Below are 19,881 nucleotides of genomic sequence, written 5' to 3' on the forward strand. Positions count from 1 at the left end.
TGAATTACCTATAAAGACAGTAAAATAGTAAGTGGCCAATAAGCTACTTGGGCCTGTTGTTAAACCAAGCAATTCACTCTATTAATTTATCCATTGAAGGATGCAATAACATGTATTATTTCTGGCAGCGACTCAGAAAAGTTCTTGTATTGAAATCAACAGTAATCACGCTTTTCTTCTCGGCATATAGTCTTGCTGATGGTAATCCCAATACCGTTTCCTCGGATCTCTTTGACCTAAGCCAAGGAACGGTTGTCACTAATTCTGATGCCTTTGCAGCGCCCGAGAGTACTTTCAGTCCAACAGGGACATTTGAAGGCGGTCACACTCTGATGAGAGCTGCTGGCTTTGCTGGTAGTAGTTTTATTGAGTTTAGAACTTCCAGTCGAGTATCAATTGGCGGCTTTAGGTTATTTGCGGGTAGTGACTTCGGTGTTGGGGTTCGTCGAGCAATGTCGAACTTTCGCTTATTGGCGGATCTAGATGATAATGGGTCATACGAAACGGTAGTGTACGATGAAGCTATTTCTCCCAATTATTCATCGCAGGCAGGCAATGTTGCAACTATCGCTGGGCAGTTGGATTTAACTGTCTTATTGCCACGTAACATAAGTAGTCAAAACTGGCGCTTAGAGACGATACAGGCTTCATCGGGCAGCTTCTCGGAGGTGCGTTTAATGGAGCTAGATGCTATTGAAGCATTTGCGAGGCCTGTACCCGCGTTACCAATACCTATGCTGTTTATGTTGCTTGTCTCCCTTTTAGTTTTTGTTAACAGAAGGCTTAAAGCCTAGTTAACAGCCCACGATATAGGCGTTTAATGTCCAATCGGGCAGACGACGCCATCTCTGTCACTTACCACCATTATCAAAGCTGCTAGATTATCCTAATATCTCTTTAAGCGATTTTGCGATCGCAATCATTATCGGCAAAGAGAGAGAATAAAATGGCTGAGAACAGAGAATTTGGCATAGTTGTTTATGGCGCCACAGGCTATACCGGGCGATTGGTGTGTGAATACCTAAATCAGCAGTATGGTGTAGCAGGCGAGGTCAACTGGGCGATGGCTGGCCGCAGCGAGGATAAGCTTATTGCTGTGCGCGATGAAATGGGGATTCCCGATAATGTCCCCATGCTGGTAGCCGATGCCGGTGATCCCGAAAGCATCAAGGATATGGCGGCTCGCACCCAGGTAGTATTGACGACTGTTGGCCCGTATCAGCTTTACGGCAACGATCTAGTGCAAGCTTGTGCCGAAGCCGGCACGGACTATGTGGACTTATGTGGCGAGCCTGGCTGGATGCATGAAATGATTGCCGCCCACCAAGAAACCGCCAAAGCCAGCGGTGCCCGTATCGTGTTCTCCTGCGGCTTCGACTCAGTACCTTTTGATTTGGGCGTGCACTTTCTTCAGCAGGCTGCCCAAGATAAGCTTTCGGCGCCATTGCCACGTGTTAAGGGCCGTGTAAGAGCGATGAATGGCACATTTTCTGGCGGTACACTAGCGAGCTTCAAAGCCACCATGGCGGCAGCGGCTAAAGATCCAAAGTTGGTGAATGTACTAATGAATCCGTTCTCCTTAACCGGCAGCTTTAATGGCCCAGAGCAGCCCCATGGCATGGCGCCCATCTATGAAGATGATCTACAAAGCTGGTCGGCCCCCTTTGTAATGGCCACCATTAATACCAAGAACATTCATCGTTCCAATTTCTTAATGGGGCATCAATATGGTGAAGATTTCACCTACGATGAAATGATGCTTACCGGCCCTGGTGATAATGGCGAAGCAATGGCCAAGGCTATTGCCGAAGACAAATCTATGGCGAACGATCCTAAAAAGCCGGGTGAAGGCCCAAGTAAAGAAGAGCGTGAAAACGGCTTTTACGATGTTTTGTTTGTTGGCAGCAATGCTGCTGGCGATCAGCTAATGGCAAGCGTTAAAGGTGATAAAGACCCAGGCTATGGCTCTACCTGTAAGATGATTTCTGAAAGCGCCGTATGTTTGCTGAAAAACCCAGAAGCGGCCAGTGGCGGTATTTGGACGCCGGCAGCCGCAATGGGCAGCTTGCTGATTGATCGTCTGCAGGCAAATGCGGGTTTAACGTTTACGATGGAGTAAGCCCAGACCTAACCAGACCTAAGAAGTACTAGCATACAATGCTAGGCAGTTATTTCTTAGTTTAAACTCTGCGGCACAAAAATTTGCTTGAGCTGCAGAGTTTAGCGGTTTCATAAGGCTTATCCTTGATTAAAAAGAGGATAAGCCTATGAGCCCTAACAGTAACGAATCCACACCCAATCAAGCCCATAGTCAGCATCCGCCGACGGAAGAAGTACAAAATCGAATTAATAAGTTGCAAGCCGAGCTCCTGCGCCATGGTTTCGATTTTTATCTCTGTCACGATCCAGACAATATTTTTTATTTAACAAACTTCGCAAATTTTATACACGAGCGGCCCTTTATCTTAATAATTCCTGCGAGCGGCCGGCCAATCTTTGTGATGCCCAAGCTAGAAAGAGAGCATGTAAAATCTCGCTCAGTTGTTGAGTTGGATTTTGCAGAATATCTGGAGTTTCCTGCCCCTGTAGGTCACAACTGGTTTGGTCGTATAGCTGATTATATTGACGATCATCATCGAGTCGCCGTAGAGAGCCTTTGCCCTTTAGAGGTTTATCGCAGTATTCCCGGTCAAGCTGTGCAAAGCGATATGGTGGATCAGCTTCGCCAAATTAAATCAGCATTCGAGATTCAGCGTATTCAATATTGCTGCGATCTATTGACCGAGGGGCATAAAACTCTATTGGAAATGGCCGCGCCAGGTCAGCTGCCAGTGCTTATTCATAAAGAAGTCTCTTCCCAGCTTATGCAAAAATTATTGCTGGAGAACCCTACGAGTAATTTGATAAATAGTAAATTTAATGCCGTTACCCAGCCCGGTGTGCTTTCGGGCGACCCTCATAATTTTAGTGAGATCTTTGCTACCTTGGCCGAAGGTGGGCCCAATGTCACTATTGTTCAGGGCAGTGCCAATGGTTATGGGGCTGAGCTAGAAAGAACTTTCTTTTTAGGGCAAGTGCCAGAGGCTGCCAAAAAGCCTTTTGCAGCAATGTTGGAAGCCAGAGAGCTGGCCTATGAGTTATTAAGGCCAGGGCAGTGTATGTCTGAGTTGGATGCCAAAGTAAATCAGCGCTTACGAGATTTAGGTTACGGCGATTATCTATTGCACAGAACTGGGCACAGTTTTGGTGTAACTGATCATGAAGCACCGTTTTTAGCAGAGGGTTACCAACATAAGATAGAAGCAAATATGATTTTCAGTATTGAACCCGGTATCTATATACCAGGCTTGGGAGGGTTTCGGTTCTCGGATACGGTATTGGTCACCGAATCTTCTTATCAAAAAATGACCCAAGCACCGGAAATACTAGAGAGCCTATGCATTGCTATTTAAGCGATTGCTATTTTTGGAAAAGCTCTTGTTGCTATGGTGGCTTAGCGCAACGACTTACAACTTGCTGAGCATACTAAGGGTATATTGGGGGTTGCCGGCGCTTAGCCTTTCTCAGCCATTAATAGGTCTGCTATTTGTATCACTGATGCCGGCATTATTGTTGTTGGGGCGCTTTAAGCCTATACAGTTCATTTGGCTTCTCCCTGTTTACTGCTTGCTCTTAGGCTATTCCGGTGTAATAAAACACCTATTAGAGTTTTCACTTAGTGGGCTTGAAGGGTATGCGTCTGCCGCTGCTTTTGTAATGGCGATTAGTCTTAATTTCTTCGCTTTGTTGTGCAGCTATTTCTTATGGCGACAGTTAATTAAGGGGCACTTTCCCAGACAAAGCTAAGTCTGTTTTATTTCCTTTCTCGTTAATGTCTTTCTTGCCTAGGCGTGCAAGAAAAGTATCGTTTATAGGCCCGCCCGAATGCGGATTGATCCTTATAGCCAACGGCCAGGCTGATATCAATAATACTGTTTGGGCTATTTTTTATTAAGTTTCTTGCGGCTAACATTCTTTGTTGTAATACATACTCAGAATAGCTCATGCCGCAGCTTTCTTTAAAGCTATTCAGTAGATTACTTCGGCTTAAGCCAACCTGCGCGGCCAGCTCATCAATACTACTTGGTGCAGCAAGATTGCAGTTTATGTGGTTGATAATTGCAGCGATAGCTCGGCTTTTGTGTTGGCTAAGGCGCATACTGTGATCTATGCCAGATTCAAGCGCATAAAAGCTCTTAAAACTGTGGCAAAGCAATTCGGTAAGCTTTGCTTCTAGATAGAGTTTGGCGCTATGGTCTACGAAAGGGTGCTGCACTGTAGCATCCAATATTTCGCTGAGCTCTCTTTCTAGGCTCATGCTGAATACTCTAGCGCTTCGAGCACTTAGTAATTCCTGAAGGATTGGGGGCAACTTATCGAACTCGGGCTTTAGATATTCAGTAAGCTTTTGGGGATCAAGCCAGAGGCCCACCCCTTTTATGACATCCCCTTTACGATGAATACGAGTTTGAGTTCCTTGCTTTAAGTAGCTGGCCGCGTAGAGTTTAGGCGCTCCATCATGGTGTAGTGTTTGCCGGTTAAGCTCCATATCGCTGCCGCCAGATAGCAAATACTCGAAGCTCAATAAGTTGGCGATTTGATTGCAATTAATAAACGACTCTTTAATCGTAAGATTGCGGATACCGACCAAACCAATATCACGATATTTTGCTATCCAATACTCGCCATCAATCAAACTCGCAAATTCACTGTGCCCCATAAGGTGTACCGGGATCAGAGAATTATCTTCTGCCTTTGAAATATCAAAAAGCTCCTGAGCACTTATTGAGATAACAGTGGGCTTTGCATTGTCATTATCGATCGTCACTGCAGCTTTCTACTTTAGCCTAATTGCTAAAGACTATACTGGGCTTATTGGCGGGCAACAAGAAGGTATTGCTTTGCTTCCTTTCTTATTGCTGTTGGGTAGGATGTTTTTCGAAATGGCCTTTATCTAGAAACTGAATGACTTGCTTGATAACTGATGAGTTTTTCATCATAAATGGGTGAGTTACTGGCATTTCGATATGGTCCTTCATACCTTCAAGCTTGGTATTTCTAACGGAAACCTTGCCATCATCGGTCTCTGGAATGAGACTGGATAAAATTAGGTTAATACTCTTGTTCCCAGCGATAATACCCAGTTCGAAATTGGCCTTCCCAAGCTGCTTAGGAACGCTAAGAGCCCCAGTTCCAAGTTGTAAACCGGCATCACCATTTATAAAGTGAAACCCTGGTACGTTTCTGAGCTTATCGACAACTTCACTGCCTTGGTTTGGTGGCCCCAACATAACGACTCGTTTTAGTTCGTTTATGACGTTTTCCTGCAAATACTGGCGGACTAAAATTCCACCCATCGAATGGGTAACAAAGTTAACTTTATATGATTGGGGACAGCGCTCTAAGGCTGTACTAATTGCCTTTTGACTAAGACTTTCGATAGCGGCCTGTCTTGAAGGGTAGCCCTGGTTTACAACGTGATAGCCTTCTTTATGCAAAGCTAAGCCCAGTTTCTCCATAGAGCTACTGCTACGAGCAAGGCCATGCAGTAAGATAACGCATTCTGCCTTGCTGTTGACTGGTGGGTCGTTTGCTGAGGCAGCAAAAGCGCCTAAGGAGGTGGTAAGGGCAAGAAGAAAGGATGTTAGTCGTTTAATCATAAACTTCTTGCCATTTTTAAGTTTAAGCAGCTTCTATTGAGTTAGGCCTTTTTAACAAATTTAGACGTAATCATCATTTCACCACCGCCAATGATCTTGCAATCCAGCTCATGGTCCTTGCCTTCAACAATACGACGAATTAAGGCTTTGGTGCCGATTTTTAATACCTGCGAGCTGCCTTTCACCTTCAAGTCTTTAATGAAGGTAACCTTATCGCCCGCTTGTAGGACGGCACCGTTGATATCTTTAATGGCGGCGGCTTCGGCCGCTGCGGCCTCTTCTTCGGGGTTCCACTCATAGGCACACTCTGGGCAGATCATTTGGCTTTGATCTTGGTACACGTACTCAGAGTTGCATTTTGGGCAAGGTGGGCAAGACATAAGGTTACTTCTTCTACAGGCTAAAAGCGCAATGGTAATGCCTTTATGGCTTAAAGGCGAGAAGCAATTGATTGTTGGTTTACGAGTTTGTTACAGGGAGTATTCGCTGTAACAAGCTCATAATAAGATTGTTGAACCCTTTGGGTCGCAATATTGGGGCATATAGCCCCATAGTATAATTATTTTGTTTGATTTTAATTTATCAGCTGGCTTTTAAGTCGAGATGTTCTCCGAATACTAATTGACGATATCTCTTAATCCCACCAAAAATACCAGCAGTGATTATTCATCAATAACGCCGCAAGATTGGCTACTGTCTCTACACCTTGATCCACGATATCCGCACAGTATAGGTATTGCTCCACGGCTAATGCCATAGCTTCTTCTTGCGTTGTTGGCGGGTTTTCAATATGAGCTTCGATAATATCATTGCTAACAGCGACAATATGAGCGCCATATTTTTCTTGCCAATATTTCCAAATGGCACAGTGAACTTCCGGCATAGGGCAATCATTCCAGCCACCAAAGCCAAAAAACGCGGGAACCTTCCATGCATTGTCGGTCTCGATAAGAGCACCGACTAAGCTTTTATGGGGCTGGCCACTTAGCATATCAAAAGCCAAGCTAAAGCCAGGCTTCTCAAGAATCTCGCCAGGCCATTCACCAATGGCCTCATCTAAAAAGGCATTATCTTCTTCACACAGTTCCTGCTTGCGAGCGTCGAACCAAGCCTGCACATCCACATTTTGCATACTGGCGAGGATTTCATCTGGAGAACTATCATTCAACTCCATCGCCTCATCAATATATTGCTTGTCCTCTTCAGAGCCGCAAACAATAAGACGTTTATCTGAATGAATAGACTCAACCGCCTGCGCAAAGGCAGTCTGGGTGTTTAAACTTAGAAATTCCACATGGACCTCGCTTTACTGGAATTCTCAAAGTAACAGATTATATTCCAAACTGTTTGCTATAAATAGGCGAGGTTTGTGTAGAGAAGTGCCCTTAGCCGGGAAGGTTTTTTGGGGAGCTCGTGCTTGAAATATAAGAGGCCAAGGGTAGTTTTTGTGGGTAAATCAGTTCTGCTTCGATAGAATCCGATGTTGGCGATAATGTTATGTAGTTTTTAGCCCCCAAAGAAGCTGACCAGGAACCGTAAAGCGACATGACTAATTTCACGGGAGAAAATTAGGGCTTGGCCGAAGGCTGAGCACCTGGACGGTGCGAATCCAATCGCGACCCGAGCGCCCTGGATGGCTTGAGCGTGTTCCAGGGCAGCTTCTTTGGGGGCTAAAAACGGTCCGATTTTACCCATACTAATAAATGACGATCACTGCGTATTAGGGCTTCGCTTATACACCGTCTTACCACCCTTAATCGTCTCCAGCACTTCAATATCCTTCAACTGCTGAGGAGGAATCATCAAAGGATTACGATCAAGAATCACCAAGTCCGCCAACTTACCCGCCTCAATACTCCCCTTAGAATCCTCTTCATAATGCTGATACGCCGCATTAATAGTAATTGCCTTAAGAGCATCCTTAATATTAGCGCGTTGATCTTGCCCAAGAGTTTTACCGCTGCGAGTTTCGCGATTTGCCGCCGTCCACAACAGCAAAGGCATATTAGGTGGAACAATAGGCGTATCATTGTGAATGGTGTACTTAATGTCTTGGCGCTTAGCACTAATTAAAGGACTAATACGTTTAGCCCGATCTAAACCCAAAACCGAATCACGGTGCCAATCGCCCCAAAAATAAGTGTGGGCAACAAAGAAAGAAGGAATAATACCGAGCTCCTTCATACGTGATAACTGATCATCACGTACGGTTTGAGCGTGGATCATCACAGTACGGTCTAAATGGACACCTTTCTTTTTAAGCTTACTCATCACCTGAATAAGCTGCTCTGCCGCGGCATCACCATTACAGTGGGCAAGAACCTGCCAGCCCTTATTGAAAAACTCAGTTAACTGTTTTTCTAATTGCGCATCCGTAAGAATCGGATAGCCCTGGTAATCTTCGCCTTGGCCATGTGGAGGGTGATGATAGGGCGCCGACAACCAAGCGGTTTTACCTTGCGGTGAACCATCTAAAACCAGCTTTACCCCAGCGTTACGAAAATGATTCTGATAAGGCTGCTTAGCGCCAGCCGATGGCGTGTATTTCGAAAAATCTGCCCAAGCTGTATACGGGTAGCTAATCACATCAAGGCTTAGCAATTGTTTTTGAGATGCTTGCTGTAGCAGTGCCAAGCCAGTATTGGAGGTTGCGCCATCTTGTACCGTAGTGATTCCGTATTGCGCATAGTATTTATCAAGCTCTGGTATTCGAGCGAGCTGCTCTTCTAGCCCTTGTTCCGGAAAAACCGAATGAATAGCATCCAGGGCCGTTTCTTCTAACACGCCATTAGGTTGCTGGCTGCCAGCTTCACGCCTAAATACACCACCTTCTGGGTTTTTCGAATCGGCCGTAATGCCCGCGAGCTCCAAACAGCGACTATTACAAACACCTAAGTGACCAGAAACATGGCGGATAAATACCGGCTGTGTGGTACTGACTTTATCTAAATCTTGGCGGGTAGGGTGGCGTTTTTCGGCCAGCAAGGAATCGTCATAACCCGCTCCTAAAATCCAATGCTCACCGCCGCCTTTGCTACTGCTCTGGCTTTGTTGCTGCATCTGCTTGATAAGCGCTGCAATATTTTTAACCGGGCCGACCGGAGGTGAGGCGACATTTTTATAGGCTAAAAAATCCAGAGTCATGGTGTAGTGGCCATGGGCATCAATAAACCCAGGCAATAAGCTACGCCCCTGCAAATCTATCTTTTGGCAGGGCGTTTGGCAGTTAACTTCCAGCTCGGCCAGCCTACCAGTTTGCTCGATTTTATCGCCCCTAACTAAGACCGCATCAAGAAAGGGCGCATCATCTACCATGCTGAGTATTGGGCCGCCATGGTAAATGGTATCGCTCTGTGCGCTATGGGCAATCAGGCCCGCGCTGAGAGCGGCAATGAGTGTGCTAATGGTTTTTGGATAAGGCGACATTGTAGGCCCCTTTTATTTGTCATTATTGTTAAAAAATACAGTTGATAAAGAATAGGGGAGACGCACAAAGCAAGCAATTATTTAGAGATAAAAGTTGTTGCGAATTTACGCCAAAAGCTTCACTTTAGTGGGGCGCTGGTGAATGTCAGTCCACATCTAAAATTTGTTGAATTTTGGTTTCGGCATTGGTCATAACCCGAAAGGTCACTCGGCGGGAGCGATCTAAATCTTCTTGACCAAAGCGATTGGTGATTGGGTGGGATGAAGAATAACCTACGGCGGCGATATGCCCCTTTATCCAGCTACGATAAGGGTTCACCGATGGCAGTTGATACACATAGTCGAGTACTGAACGAGTTCGCTCTTGCGAGAGTTCCATATTTAAAAAGTACGCTTCGGTATCACTCGTGTTCTCGTTCCAGATACTACTGGTATGGCCCTCAATGCGTACTTCATTGATGGAATCTGAGAAGTGCTCCAGTACCTTCATGTAACGCGGAAAGAAGTTCTCTAAGAGCGATTGGTAACTCGGGCTCAGTTCGGTTTCGCCGTCGTTAAACAGTGTTTCTGAAGAATTGAAGATAAACGTAAGGGTATCTTTATCAATCTCGGCATTCCAGGTGGCAAGGTTTGGGCCGAACTCTTTTAGGAGAGCCTGATAAATCTCTAACTGGTTTTCGCGATAGGCGATGGCGACCTGTTTGATTTTATCGCGCTCTACCATAGCATCGCGCATTAATGCTACCGCGATAAACAGAAAGACCACCATTAAGCCCGCCATAAGATCCGACACCGTCAGCCAATGATCCTTTTCCTGCTCTAAGGATTGGGATTGCTGGCGCTGACTGTGGGCAAGTTTTAGAATCGGATCGCTCATGGTTTAGTTCGCGTGGGTCAAAATGCGATGCAAATCTTGAGTTAGCTTGATATGTAGCTCAACGATTTTCAGGGATTCTTCAGCATGCTGGGCAGACATCTGCTGCATGCTATCACTGACGCGCTCAACCATGCTTTGCATATCGTTATCGAAAGCCTCTCGGCTACGGCCGGCCACTCGCATAAGGGCGTTGCCGCTCTCTCGGATCTGCTCGGCAAACTCTTGGCTTTCTAAGCCAATATCTTTACCTAAGTCTTCAAACTGTTGTTTCAGCTTCTCTTGGCTTTCCTGTAAGGCTTCATAGTGACCGTCGCTTTGTTCGCGAATGCTCTGCGCTAGCTCTTGCAGTAATTTGTTATTGTCGATTTGGCTTTGGCTAATGGCCTCGGCGGCCTTATTGAGTGCCTGGCTGCTTTCAGCAAAGGCCGACATCATTTGCTCTTGGCCACTTTCTAAGCTTTGCTGCAAGCTTTCTCGCTGGGCCTTGCTGCTATCACGCAGCATATTACCTGTTTCTTTAAGAGCATCGCCGCTATCTAGCATGGCCTGGCCACTGGCGTTAATTTTTTCTGCACTGCTCTGTAGGGCGCTGTGTAAATGCTCGGTATTATCCTGCAAAGATTGCTGCATAGCCTTGCTGCCTTCAGCAATGCTTTGCAGCATATGCTCGCCACTTTCTTGTAGGCCTTTGCCGAGTTGTTCGCTTGCGGCTTGTACACTACTTAAGGTGTCTTTGATATGTTGCTGCATATCCGGAACAGCTTGCGAGGCTTCTTCGCGCATATGGGCGAAGGCTTCTAAATGGCGCTCCAGCTCCTGAATTTGGTGCTGGTTAACTTCCATAATAGATTGCCAGCTGGCCAAGTTATTGCCAATTTGCTGGGTTTGGTCGTTGATATTGGCGAGCGCATTTTCGGTTTGGCTAATTGCCTGCACGCTCTGATCATAGTTGCTGCGCATATCGGCTAGCTGATCGCGGTAGTTATTTTGCCACTCCACCATCTCTTGAACGGCGCTATTTAAATGTGCGAAGTTGCTACCAAATTGCTCGCTGAAATTTTGATTAAAATCGCGAATCACTGTCTGCTGAGCTTTGGCCATTTGTTCGGCTGCGGCTTGCGACAAATTTAAGGCAAAGGCGTCGAGCTTTAACCATAGGTTTTTCTGGAAAGCTTGGAAGGCCACTTGCTGATGCTTGGATTCTTTTTGTGCGGCCTGAATATTCAGCTTAGATTCGGATCGAAGTGCCTGAATCTGTCCGTTTAGGCTACTTTGATGCTCGCCAGCAATGGCAGATTGCAGGCCAACAACGCCATCGCGTTGCTCGCGCATGACCTGATATAGATCTTCAATGCCAATCAGCTCTTCGCTGGGGATATCTTCCTCGGTCTTGGGTGGGCTGAGTAAACCACTGGCAATAAGACTTTTGAAAACAATGGATAAGCCCATACCCACGAGGCTGGTGGTAAAGGCCGTTTTCATGCCCTGCAGCAGCATATCAATACTGCCATCAATATCGGAAATATTAAAACCGAGAAGGCCTGCCACGATACCGCAGAAGGTACCCAAGATGCCTAGGGATGTCAGCAAAGTAGGGGTGTAGTTACAAAACGCTGGCGATTTATCCATGCGTTTTGCATAAGCCGCATAGATAAAGGCGGCCAGCATCATAATGATAAAGGCCTCGGTGATGGCCAATGCGCCCGAATTAGCGATCAGTGCTTCAATAGGCTTGGAAAACATCGACTCTCCTTATTGGCCAAGTCACTGCTTATAAGAATAATTTATATCTGCCGCACTATGCCTGTTCAGACCTTTCATAGCAAGACTTCTATGGATTGAAGCCACTGGCTTGAGGGCATTATTGCTGCATAGGCAACAAAACTAGGCTGACTTAGCTGCTATGGCAATAAGTTTAGGCCAAAGTTTTCACTTAGCCAGTAGTCGCTAGCACTTTGACCTAATAAGCAGGAATATTGTATATTAACAATATCTAATTTAAAAGTTCGTTAATTAAGTCCATCTTTTCGTGAGGTTTCTATGCAATCCTATTGGTCCTGGTTTGGGGGCGGCTTGGCATTGGCCTGCTGCTTTTTATTGGCGGTTACTTTGGTGAAGCCTATTGGTGTGTCTACTCAGTTTGTTATTGCAGATGGTGTGATTTGGTCGCTATTTGATAGTGAGTTACTGCAAAGCTCCCAAGACAATAAACATGGTATAGCCAGCTCTAATGCGTATCTCAATAAAAGCGGTGGTAAATACGCAGCGGCTATTGAGAACCCAATTAATTATGGCTTTATTTTTGTATTGGCGATGATTGGTGGTGCTTTTCTAGGCAGCCGATTTTGCAAAAGCGAAAGTGGCGCAAAAGTAGAAACTTTAAGCAGCTGTGCGTTAACTCAGCGCCCAGCATCTCAGCGCTACGCCATGGCGTTTATTGGTGGTGCGATTGTATTGTTTGGTGCCCGCTTAGCGGGGGGCTGTACTAGCGGCCATATGATGAGTGGAATGATGCAAACTTCCTTAAGCGGTTATTTATTTGCTCTAGCAGCGTTTGCCGCCGCCGTGCCGACAGCTATTTTGTTGTACGGCCGTGAAGAACAATCCATTTAATTAGGAGGCATCATGACTATTTTATTAGCGGTTGTTTTGGGGGCTTTGTTCGGTTTTGTATTGCAAAGAGTGGGTGCGACGGATTCTAAAGTAATCAGGGGAATGCTGACTTTAAAGGATCTTCGTTTAGCGAAAACCATTTTGTTTGCCATCGGAGTAAGCTCTTTCGCTTTATTTTCCGGTATGCAATTGGGTTTAATTGATGCGGGGCATATGTCGGTTAAAAGTGCTTATTACGGTGTGTTAATCGGTGGCTTGTTGTTAGGTTTAGGTTGGGCCATTGCAGGCTACTGCCCTGGTACAGGTGTTGCGGCTTTGGGGGAAGGAAAGCGCGATGCGGTAGTTTACGTTTTAGGCGGTTTGTTTGGTGCGCTGATCTATACCTTGGTTTATGAAAAAATCGCAGACACCTGGCTTTTTGAAAAAATAGCCGGTGGCAAGGTTACCTTGGCGGGCTCTGAAAAATATGCCAGTTTGATAAGCGATATTTCGCCGATTTTAATTGCCGGTGTTTTTGCAGCGGCGTTTGTTGTATTGGCTGCGCTATTGCCGCGCCGAGTAGCCGCTTAAGATAATTTTATAAAAAACTTCGTGCCGAATTTCAACTGGGGTCAGATCCTATAGGATCTGACCCCGATAATTGCTTAAATTATTTTTGAGTAATGTAGCGCAAGGTTTCCACAACCTGAGCTGGGGTTTGTGCCCAAGCCATCGCTGAAGCATCCACTTCCTTCAGTGGGTGGATAATATTCTCATCGTGTAGGGTGATATAGGGCACATCTAAGGCGGCGCAGTAGCCCGCATCAAAAGCGGCGTTCCACTGCTTGTATTTATCGCCAAAGCGAATCACTGCAAAGTCGGCTTGTTCGATCAAGCTTTTAATGCGCATGGCATTTACCTTGGCTGATTTATGGTCACGCCAAAACTGCTTATCTTCTTCGCCCAGGTGGTCGCCAGCGGCGTCGCTGCTGTCATGGTCAGTATTTGCCGAGGTGAATTCAATATCCAAACCTAGCTTTTGGGCGCCAGCTTTAATCTGATCACGCCAATCGGTATGGATTTCTCCAGATAGGTACACGGTCCACATGGGTAAATTCCTGTAGTTGTTGTATTTGTTTATTGCTGTATTGCTAAGGCGGTGTATTTTATAGGAAAGCACAGGAATATCGTAAGCTTTGGCGCCTAATTGCCAGGCTGGCAGCTATTTTAGCGGCACGCAGCCCTGCTGCTGTCACTATTTCCCCTATTAAGTGTCATAAAAGCAGGGTATAAATGGCTTCCCTTGGTATGGAACCAATGCTTTAAAACAACGATTGGGCCCTTAGCGGCTGCTAAAGAACAATACAAATATAATAAAGGAAACCCTAATGTCTAGAAGTGCACTGCAGTTACGGTCTCTCGTGAGTGAAGACAAAACTCTGACTTTAAGCTTGGAAGAGGTCGAAGTACCTGAGCCAGGCCCGGAAGAGATCATTGTTCAAATGGAGGCTGCGCCTCTAAACCCTTCGGATTTAGCCTTACTGATTGGCCCTGCTGATATCAGTAAAGCGCAATACAGCGGCACTGCGGATCGACCTGTCGTTAAAGCGCCTATTCCCGAGCACTTGATGGGCATGGTGAAACCGCGCATTGGTCAGTCTTTGGCGGTAGGCAATGAAGGCGCTGGCGTGGTGGTGGCTTCGGGCAATTCTGATGCCGCAAAAGCCTTATTGGGCAAGCGAGTAGGCATTGTTGGTGGAGATATGTACAGCCAGTATCGCTGTGTGCACACCATGATGGCTTTGCCATTAGAAGAGGGTACGACTTCTCGCCAGGGAGCTTCTTGTTTTGTGAACCCCCTTACGTCTTTAGCTATGGTGGAAACCATGCGAGCTGAAGGACATAGCGCTCTTGTGCATACTGCAGCGGCGTCAAACCTTGGGCAGATGTTGAATCGCATTTGCTTGAATGAAGGTATCGATCTGGTAAACATCGTTCGAAAGGAAGAGCAGGCCGCCATTTTGAAGGATTTGGGTGCCAAGTATGTCGTTAACTCTAGCAGCGATAGCTTTTATACCGATCTAACTGAAGCTCTAGCCGCGACAGGCGCGACGCTAGCCTTCGATGCAACCGGTGGCGGTGAGCTGGCAAGCGATATCTTAAATTGTATGGAAGCCGCAGCGGCTCGTAATATGGCTGAATACAATCGATATGGATCTGATGTTTATAAGCAGGTTTATATTTATGGTGGCTTAGATCGTAACCCGACAGTTCTTAAGCGTGGTTTTGGTTTCTCTTGGGGAATTGGTGGCTTTTTGTTAACACCGTTCTTGGCCAAGGTTGGGCTTGAGAAGAGTATAGAAATGCGTACCAAGGTGGCCGCTGAATTACATACCACCTTTGCCAGCCATTACAGTGATGAGGTTTCTTTGGCGGGCGCACTAAGCAAAGAAGCTTTAGAGCGCTATAGTCAGCAAAAGACCGGCGAGAAATTTTTGATTGTGCCAAGTGCGAGCTAGCGAGCACAAAGGCGGGGTCAGAACCAAAAGGGTTCTGACCCCTTTTCGTTTGCATTGCTTCGTTCTACACCATACCTCCCTCTACCTCTCCCTACCTCTCTCCACCCATCTTTCAAAGCCCTCATTCTGCCGAATTCCAAAGTGGCCCTTTGAGCTAACTGGGATTCTATTCGTTACAGCCAATGGACCATCCTAAACCTAAAACTCAGATGGAGAATCGATGTGAAGAAAACCCGTTTATCCCTCGCAGTAATGCTAGCAGCTGGCTCAATCGGGCTAGGTCAAATAGCCCTTGCGAAAGACGCCCCCCTTAGTGGTATGAAGCTACGTAACTTGGGCGCAGCCCATACCAGTGGTCGTATTTCGGACTTGGCTACCGTTCCTGGTAAGCCATCTGAGTATTATGTTGGCGTGGCCTCAGGTGGTGTTTGGAAAACTGAAAACGCGGGTACCACTTTTACCCCAATTTTCGATCGCTACGGCTCCTATGCAGTGGGTGTGGTTGAGCTAGATCCAAAAGACCCACAAGTGATCTGGGTTGGCACGGGTGAAAACAACTCTCAACGTTCTGTTGCCTCGGGTGATGGTGTTTATAAATCCACCGATGGTGGTAAGACTTTTAAAAATGTTGGCCTGAAAAACTCCGGTCACATTAGCCAAATTATTATCGATCCGCGTGACAGCAATACCGTTTTGGTTGCAGCGCAAGGCCCACTATGGTCTAGCGGTGGTGATCGAGGCTTATACAAAACCACCGATGGCGGCAAAAGCTGGACACGTATCTTAGAGATCGATAAGCACACCGGTATTAACGAAGTCGTGGTTAATAAAAACAATCCCGATGAAATGATCGCCTCTTCTTATCAGCGCCGTCGCCATGTTTGGACCTTGATTAATGGTGGTCCGGGTTCTGGCTTACATAAAACGACCGATGGTGGTAAAACCTGGCAGAAATTAAGCCAAGGTCTGCCGAAGTCTGAACAGGGGCGTATTGGTTTGGCTGCAGCGCCAAGTCAGCCAGGTACGGTTTACGCCATTATCGAAGCGAACGATAAAGAAAAGGGTATCTATCGCACGGATGATTTTGGTAAGACATGGGCCAAGCGTTCTTCTTATATGAGCTCCAGCCCACAGTATTACAATGAGCTCATTGTTGGACCTAAAAATCCAGATCGCTTATTTGTGATGGATACTTTTTCTAAAGTGTCTATGGATGGCGGTAAGACTTTTAAGCCCTTAGCGTTTAAAGCGCGTCACGTAGACGACCACGCATTATGGGTAAACCCTGAGCATACTAATCATATTCGTATTGGTGGTGATGGCGGTATTTACGAGAGTTTTGATAATGGCGCTCACTGGAATCACTTACGTAATTTACCGCTAACTCAGTTCTATCGCATTGCGGCCGATAACGATAAGCCTTTCTATAATGTATACGGCGGCACACAAGATAACAATACCTTAGGCACTGCGGTACGCAATACCTCTGTTGAAGGTATTACCAATGCCGATTGGTGGGTAACTTTGGGCGGTGACGGCTTTGAGCCCGCCATTGATCCTAATAACCCAGACATTGTTTATTCTCAGTATCAGTACGGCGGTTTAGCACGTAGCGACCGTAAAACTCGTGAAGCTGTTTATATCACTCCTCAGCCAGCTGAAGGTGAAAATTCACTGCGTTGGAACTGGAACGCACCGCTATTGATCAGCCCTCATAAAGGTGAACGTTTATATTACGGCGCAGAAAAGTTATTCCGCTCGGATGATCGTGGTGATAGCTGGGTTGCTATATCTGATGATTTAAGTCGTGGTTTAGATCGCAATAAGTTGAAAGTAATGGATCGTGTTTGGAGTGTAGATGCCATTGCTAAAAACGATTCAACGTCGATTTACGGCTCTTTAATTGCCCTAGATGAAAGTACCCTGCAAAAAGATTTACTAGCCGTTGGTACGGATGATGGCTTGATTCACGTTAGTGATAATGGTGGTGAAAGCTGGACTCGCTACGACCGCTTTAAAGGCGTGCCAGATATGAGCTTGGTAGAGGATCTGCAGTTTTCTCGCCATGGTAAAGATGTGATTTACGCGGTATTTGATAATCACAAGCGCGGCGATGAAAAGCCCTATGTGTTGAAGTCCACTAACCGTGGTAAGAGCTGGAAGTCAATTGCCGGTAATTTACCTGAGCGCGGCACTGTGCACACCATTATGGAAGATCACATCGATCCTAACTTGCTATTTGTAGGTACCGAGTATGGTGCTTTCTATAGTCAGGACGGCGGTGAGAAATGGCACAAGTTTACTCAGTTGCCTACTGTAGCGGTGCGTGATTTGGATATTCAACGTCGTGAAAACGATTTGTTGTTTGGTACCTTCGGCCGCGGCATCTATGTGCTAGATGACTACTCTCCATTACGTACCAACCAAGCGAGTTTGAAAGATTCCGCCGCAACGGTTTTCCCTGTTAAAGATTCTCCAATTTATACGGAAACTCGACGCTGGGGTGGTTACAGCAGTGATAAAGGTATGATGGGTGATAACTTCTTTATTGCACCAAACCCAGAATACGGCGTTGCTTTACGTTACTACTTGCGCGATGGTTTGGAGACACTTAAAGCCAAGCGCCAGAAGGCCGAAGCCAAGTTACAAAAGGATGGTAAAGATACCCCATACCCAAGCTGGGATGCCTTGCGTGCAGAAGCGAATCAAGAAGCGCCAAGCATGTGGTTTGAAATTAAAGATGCCGATGGCAATTTAATCCGTAAGGTTAACGCTAAAGCTGCGAAGGGTTTGCAGCAAGTTAACTGGGATTTCCGCCATGAAGCGATCAAGCCCATTAGCTTGAAGAAATCCAAGCCTAGCCCATGGGGTAGCTCACCACAGGCACCATTAGCTTTGCCAGGTAAATACAGCGCCCAGTTAATGCAACGTGTGGACGGCAAAGTTTCTGTTGCTGCTGCGCCACAAAACTTCTCTTTAAGCACCATGAGTGATGTTGTGTTGCAAGCGGAAGACCGCGAAGCGCTACTGGCCTTCCAGCAAGACACCGCCAAGACACAAGCAAAAGTGCTGGCTGTTGGTCGTCAGTTTGCTGATATCAATAGTCGTTTGAAGCATACGCTGAAAGCTATCGATATGGCGACGGTTGATACTGCTGCTATCTCGAAAGGTGCTCGCGACCTACGTAGCCAGCTACAGGCTTTAGGTGTGGAGCTATATGGTGACAGAGTTAAAACTTCAGCCAATGAAGTGGCACCTTGGGGCATTATGTCTCGTGTGAATGCTGTTATCGGTAGCCATTGGCATACCCAAGCGGCGGCTGGCGGTAACGTGCGCACTGGATTGGAAATTGCTAAGCGCCAGCTTACTGCCTTTATGCCGAAGCTAGCTAAGGCCGAGCAGGCGATGAAAGGCTTGGAAGCGCAAGCTGATCAGCTTGGACTGCCTTGGACGCCAGGTCGCCCTGTGCAGTAATTAGCATTTAGGGCTTCGATACCGGGGTCAGAACCTATAAGGTTCTGACCCCTTTTTGTTTGCGTACTTTATTTTTCTGATTGCGTTTCAGTTTCTTTCACTTTCTGCTGCTGTGTAAATCGCAAAATTCGCTGAAATTTAGGGCATTCTGAATGAGTAGGTGCGTTGCAATTAGCGGCATGTAATAGGCCGTCGCGCATTAGGCTTAGGCGTTGAATTTGTCTGTCGATTTCTTCGGCTTTATTGCTGAGTTGTTCACGGTCTAACTCATAGCCATCGCTGGTAAGCACTTCGGCTATTTCATTTAGGCTAAACCCTGCATGCTGCCCCAGTGTGATTAATGCTAGACGCTCTGTGATAGATGGTGGGTATAGGCGCGTTTGGCCTTGTCGAGCCGTGTGTTCGATAAGCCCTTTTTCTTCATAGTAGCGCAGCGCAGAGGCTGCTATGCCGCTGCGCTTGGCGACTTCTCCAATACTAATAAATTCTTCGCTCATGGGCTTGACCTCAAGTCGACTTGAACCGCTATGCTGGGCTTCTTGAACACTCATTATTCTTTTAAATACTAACAGGAGAACTCAATGGAAGCAGCATTTTGGCATCAGGTTTGGAAGGATAGAAATATTGGCTTTCATCAGCAGCAAGTCTACGCCGCTCTTACTGAAAATATACACTACCTTGGTTTGAAGCAGGGCGATAGAGTATTTGTACCCTTATGCGGTAAGACCAAAGATATTGCTTGGTTACTTGGGCAGGGTTTTAGGGTGGTGGCGGCCGAGCTGCATGAGGCGGCCGTTATTGAATTATTTAAAGAGCTAGATGTAGAGCCTGAAATCGAGCAGCTGGCGAAACTTAAACGTTATCACTTTGAGCATATTGATGTTTATGTGGGTGATATCTTCGATCTTAGTAAAGATCAGGTCGGCGTCATAGATGCGATTTATGATCGCGCCGCATTAATCGCTCTGCCTGAGTCGATGCGTAGGGATTATGCGAAGCTGTTAAATCAATTAAGTGATGCGGCTCCACAGCTTTTGGTGATCTATGAGTATGATCAATCGTTAATGGCTGGGCCGCCGTTTTCTGTTGGAGCTGATGAAATTGGAGCCTTATACGGAGAGTCTCATAATACCAAAAAATTGGCGAACCCTAAGCTAATAAAAGATTTCAAAGATGGTGTTGATGGCCACGAGGCGATTTGGATTTTGACTAGTCGTTGAGTGTTGTAGCTTGTTATTGCGTTCGATTGGGGGAGTGGAATGCAATTAGTAACGCGGCTCCGAATTGGGGTCAG

General features: G+C 46.3%; 16 protein-coding genes and 1 pseudogene. 8 read left to right on the plus strand and 9 right to left on the minus strand.

Annotation, left to right across the window (positions count from 1 at the left end; genetic code table 11):
- The first annotated feature begins 110 nt into the window (after positions 1 to 110).
- The 3 genes from Q1A08_RS11890 to Q1A08_RS11900 all read left to right on the plus strand — a co-directional run bounded on the left by Q1A08_RS11890 (position 111) and on the right by Q1A08_RS11900 (position 3,452).
- Complete coding sequence (locus tag Q1A08_RS11890) at positions 111 to 794, plus strand: hypothetical protein (RefSeq protein WP_299773130.1); 684 nt, start codon at positions 111 to 113, stop codon at positions 792 to 794.
- Between the two features lie 152 nt (positions 795 to 946).
- Positions 947 to 2,119, plus strand: coding sequence for a saccharopine dehydrogenase NADP-binding domain-containing protein (locus Q1A08_RS11895; RefSeq protein WP_299773132.1), 1,173 nt, complete (start codon positions 947 to 949; stop codon positions 2,117 to 2,119).
- A gap of 148 nt (positions 2,120 to 2,267) precedes the next feature.
- A complete protein-coding gene (locus tag Q1A08_RS11900) occupies positions 2,268 to 3,452 on the plus strand; it encodes a Xaa-Pro peptidase family protein (RefSeq protein WP_299773134.1) in 1,185 nt (394 codons plus the stop codon).
- Between the two features lie 416 nt (positions 3,453 to 3,868).
- On the opposite strand, the gene Q1A08_RS11905 is transcribed toward Q1A08_RS11900, so the two are convergent.
- From Q1A08_RS11905 to Q1A08_RS11935, 7 genes are all read right to left on the minus strand, one after another.
- Positions 3,869 to 4,867: an AraC family transcriptional regulator gene (locus Q1A08_RS11905; RefSeq protein ID WP_299773137.1), complete on the minus strand. Its 999-nt coding sequence runs from the start codon at positions 4,865 to 4,867 to the stop codon at positions 3,869 to 3,871.
- 85 nt (positions 4,868 to 4,952) lie between these two features.
- Complete coding sequence (locus Q1A08_RS11910) at positions 4,953 to 5,699, minus strand: alpha/beta hydrolase (RefSeq protein WP_299773139.1); 747 nt, start codon at positions 5,697 to 5,699, stop codon at positions 4,953 to 4,955.
- Positions 5,700 to 5,740: 41 nt separating this feature from the next.
- Complete coding sequence (locus Q1A08_RS11915; protein ID WP_299773141.1) at positions 5,741 to 6,079, minus strand: zinc ribbon domain-containing protein YjdM; 339 nt, start codon at positions 6,077 to 6,079, stop codon at positions 5,741 to 5,743.
- 254 nt (positions 6,080 to 6,333) lie between these two features.
- On the minus strand, positions 6,334 to 6,993 hold the full coding sequence (locus Q1A08_RS11920; RefSeq protein ID WP_299773143.1) for a DUF4253 domain-containing protein: 660 nt from the start codon (positions 6,991 to 6,993) through the stop codon (positions 6,334 to 6,336).
- A gap of 416 nt (positions 6,994 to 7,409) precedes the next feature.
- Entirely contained in the window at positions 7,410 to 9,125 is a 1,716-nt protein-coding gene (locus tag Q1A08_RS11925) for an amidohydrolase (protein ID WP_299773145.1), read from the minus strand.
- A 145-nt stretch (positions 9,126 to 9,270) separates the two neighbouring features.
- Positions 9,271 to 10,002, minus strand: coding sequence for an OmpA family protein (locus Q1A08_RS11930; protein ID WP_299773147.1), 732 nt, complete (start codon positions 10,000 to 10,002; stop codon positions 9,271 to 9,273).
- Positions 10,003 to 10,005: 3 nt separating this feature from the next.
- The gene (locus Q1A08_RS11935; RefSeq protein ID WP_299773149.1) at positions 10,006 to 11,745 is read right to left on the minus strand and encodes a hypothetical protein; all 1,740 of its coding nucleotides are present in this window, start codon (positions 11,743 to 11,745) and stop codon (positions 10,006 to 10,008) included.
- Positions 11,746 to 12,036: 291 nt separating this feature from the next.
- Here Q1A08_RS11935 and Q1A08_RS11940 point away from each other — a divergent pair.
- Positions 12,037 to 12,615 (plus strand): annotated as a pseudogene (locus tag Q1A08_RS11940) (YeeE/YedE thiosulfate transporter family protein); the annotation flags it as partial.
- Between the two features lie 12 nt (positions 12,616 to 12,627).
- Positions 12,628 to 13,185 carry a DUF6691 family protein gene (locus tag Q1A08_RS11945; protein WP_299773151.1) on the plus strand — a complete coding sequence of 186 codons (558 nt, stop codon included), beginning with the start codon at positions 12,628 to 12,630 and terminating at the stop codon, positions 13,183 to 13,185.
- Positions 13,186 to 13,264: 79 nt separating this feature from the next.
- Here the strand turns inward: Q1A08_RS11945 and Q1A08_RS11950 are convergent, their stop codons facing one another.
- Entirely contained in the window at positions 13,265 to 13,702 is a 438-nt protein-coding gene (locus tag Q1A08_RS11950) for a YtoQ family protein (protein WP_299773153.1), read from the minus strand.
- 280 nt (positions 13,703 to 13,982) lie between these two features.
- Between Q1A08_RS11950 and Q1A08_RS11955 the strand changes: the two genes are divergently transcribed.
- Both Q1A08_RS11955 and Q1A08_RS11960 read left to right on the plus strand, forming a co-directional pair.
- Positions 13,983 to 15,113, plus strand: coding sequence for a zinc-binding dehydrogenase (locus Q1A08_RS11955; protein WP_299773155.1), 1,131 nt, complete (start codon positions 13,983 to 13,985; stop codon positions 15,111 to 15,113).
- 222 nt (positions 15,114 to 15,335) lie between these two features.
- The gene (locus Q1A08_RS11960) at positions 15,336 to 18,587 is read left to right on the plus strand and encodes a glycosyl hydrolase (RefSeq protein ID WP_299773157.1); all 3,252 of its coding nucleotides are present in this window, start codon (positions 15,336 to 15,338) and stop codon (positions 18,585 to 18,587) included.
- A gap of 68 nt (positions 18,588 to 18,655) precedes the next feature.
- Here Q1A08_RS11960 and Q1A08_RS11965 read toward each other — a convergent pair whose 3' ends face one another.
- Positions 18,656 to 19,084 carry a helix-turn-helix domain-containing protein gene (locus Q1A08_RS11965; RefSeq protein ID WP_363323529.1) on the minus strand — a complete coding sequence of 143 codons (429 nt, stop codon included), beginning with the start codon at positions 19,082 to 19,084 and terminating at the stop codon, positions 18,656 to 18,658.
- A gap of 84 nt (positions 19,085 to 19,168) precedes the next feature.
- Between Q1A08_RS11965 and tmpT the strand changes: the two genes are divergently transcribed.
- Positions 19,169 to 19,807, plus strand: coding sequence for a thiopurine S-methyltransferase (gene tmpT, locus Q1A08_RS11970; protein ID WP_299773159.1), 639 nt, complete (start codon positions 19,169 to 19,171; stop codon positions 19,805 to 19,807).
- Positions 19,808 to 19,881: the final 74 nt, after the last annotated feature.

It is taken from the genome of uncultured Pseudoteredinibacter sp. (genome assembly GCF_947500695.1).
Classification (GTDB): Bacteria; Pseudomonadota; Gammaproteobacteria; order Pseudomonadales; family Cellvibrionaceae; genus Pseudoteredinibacter.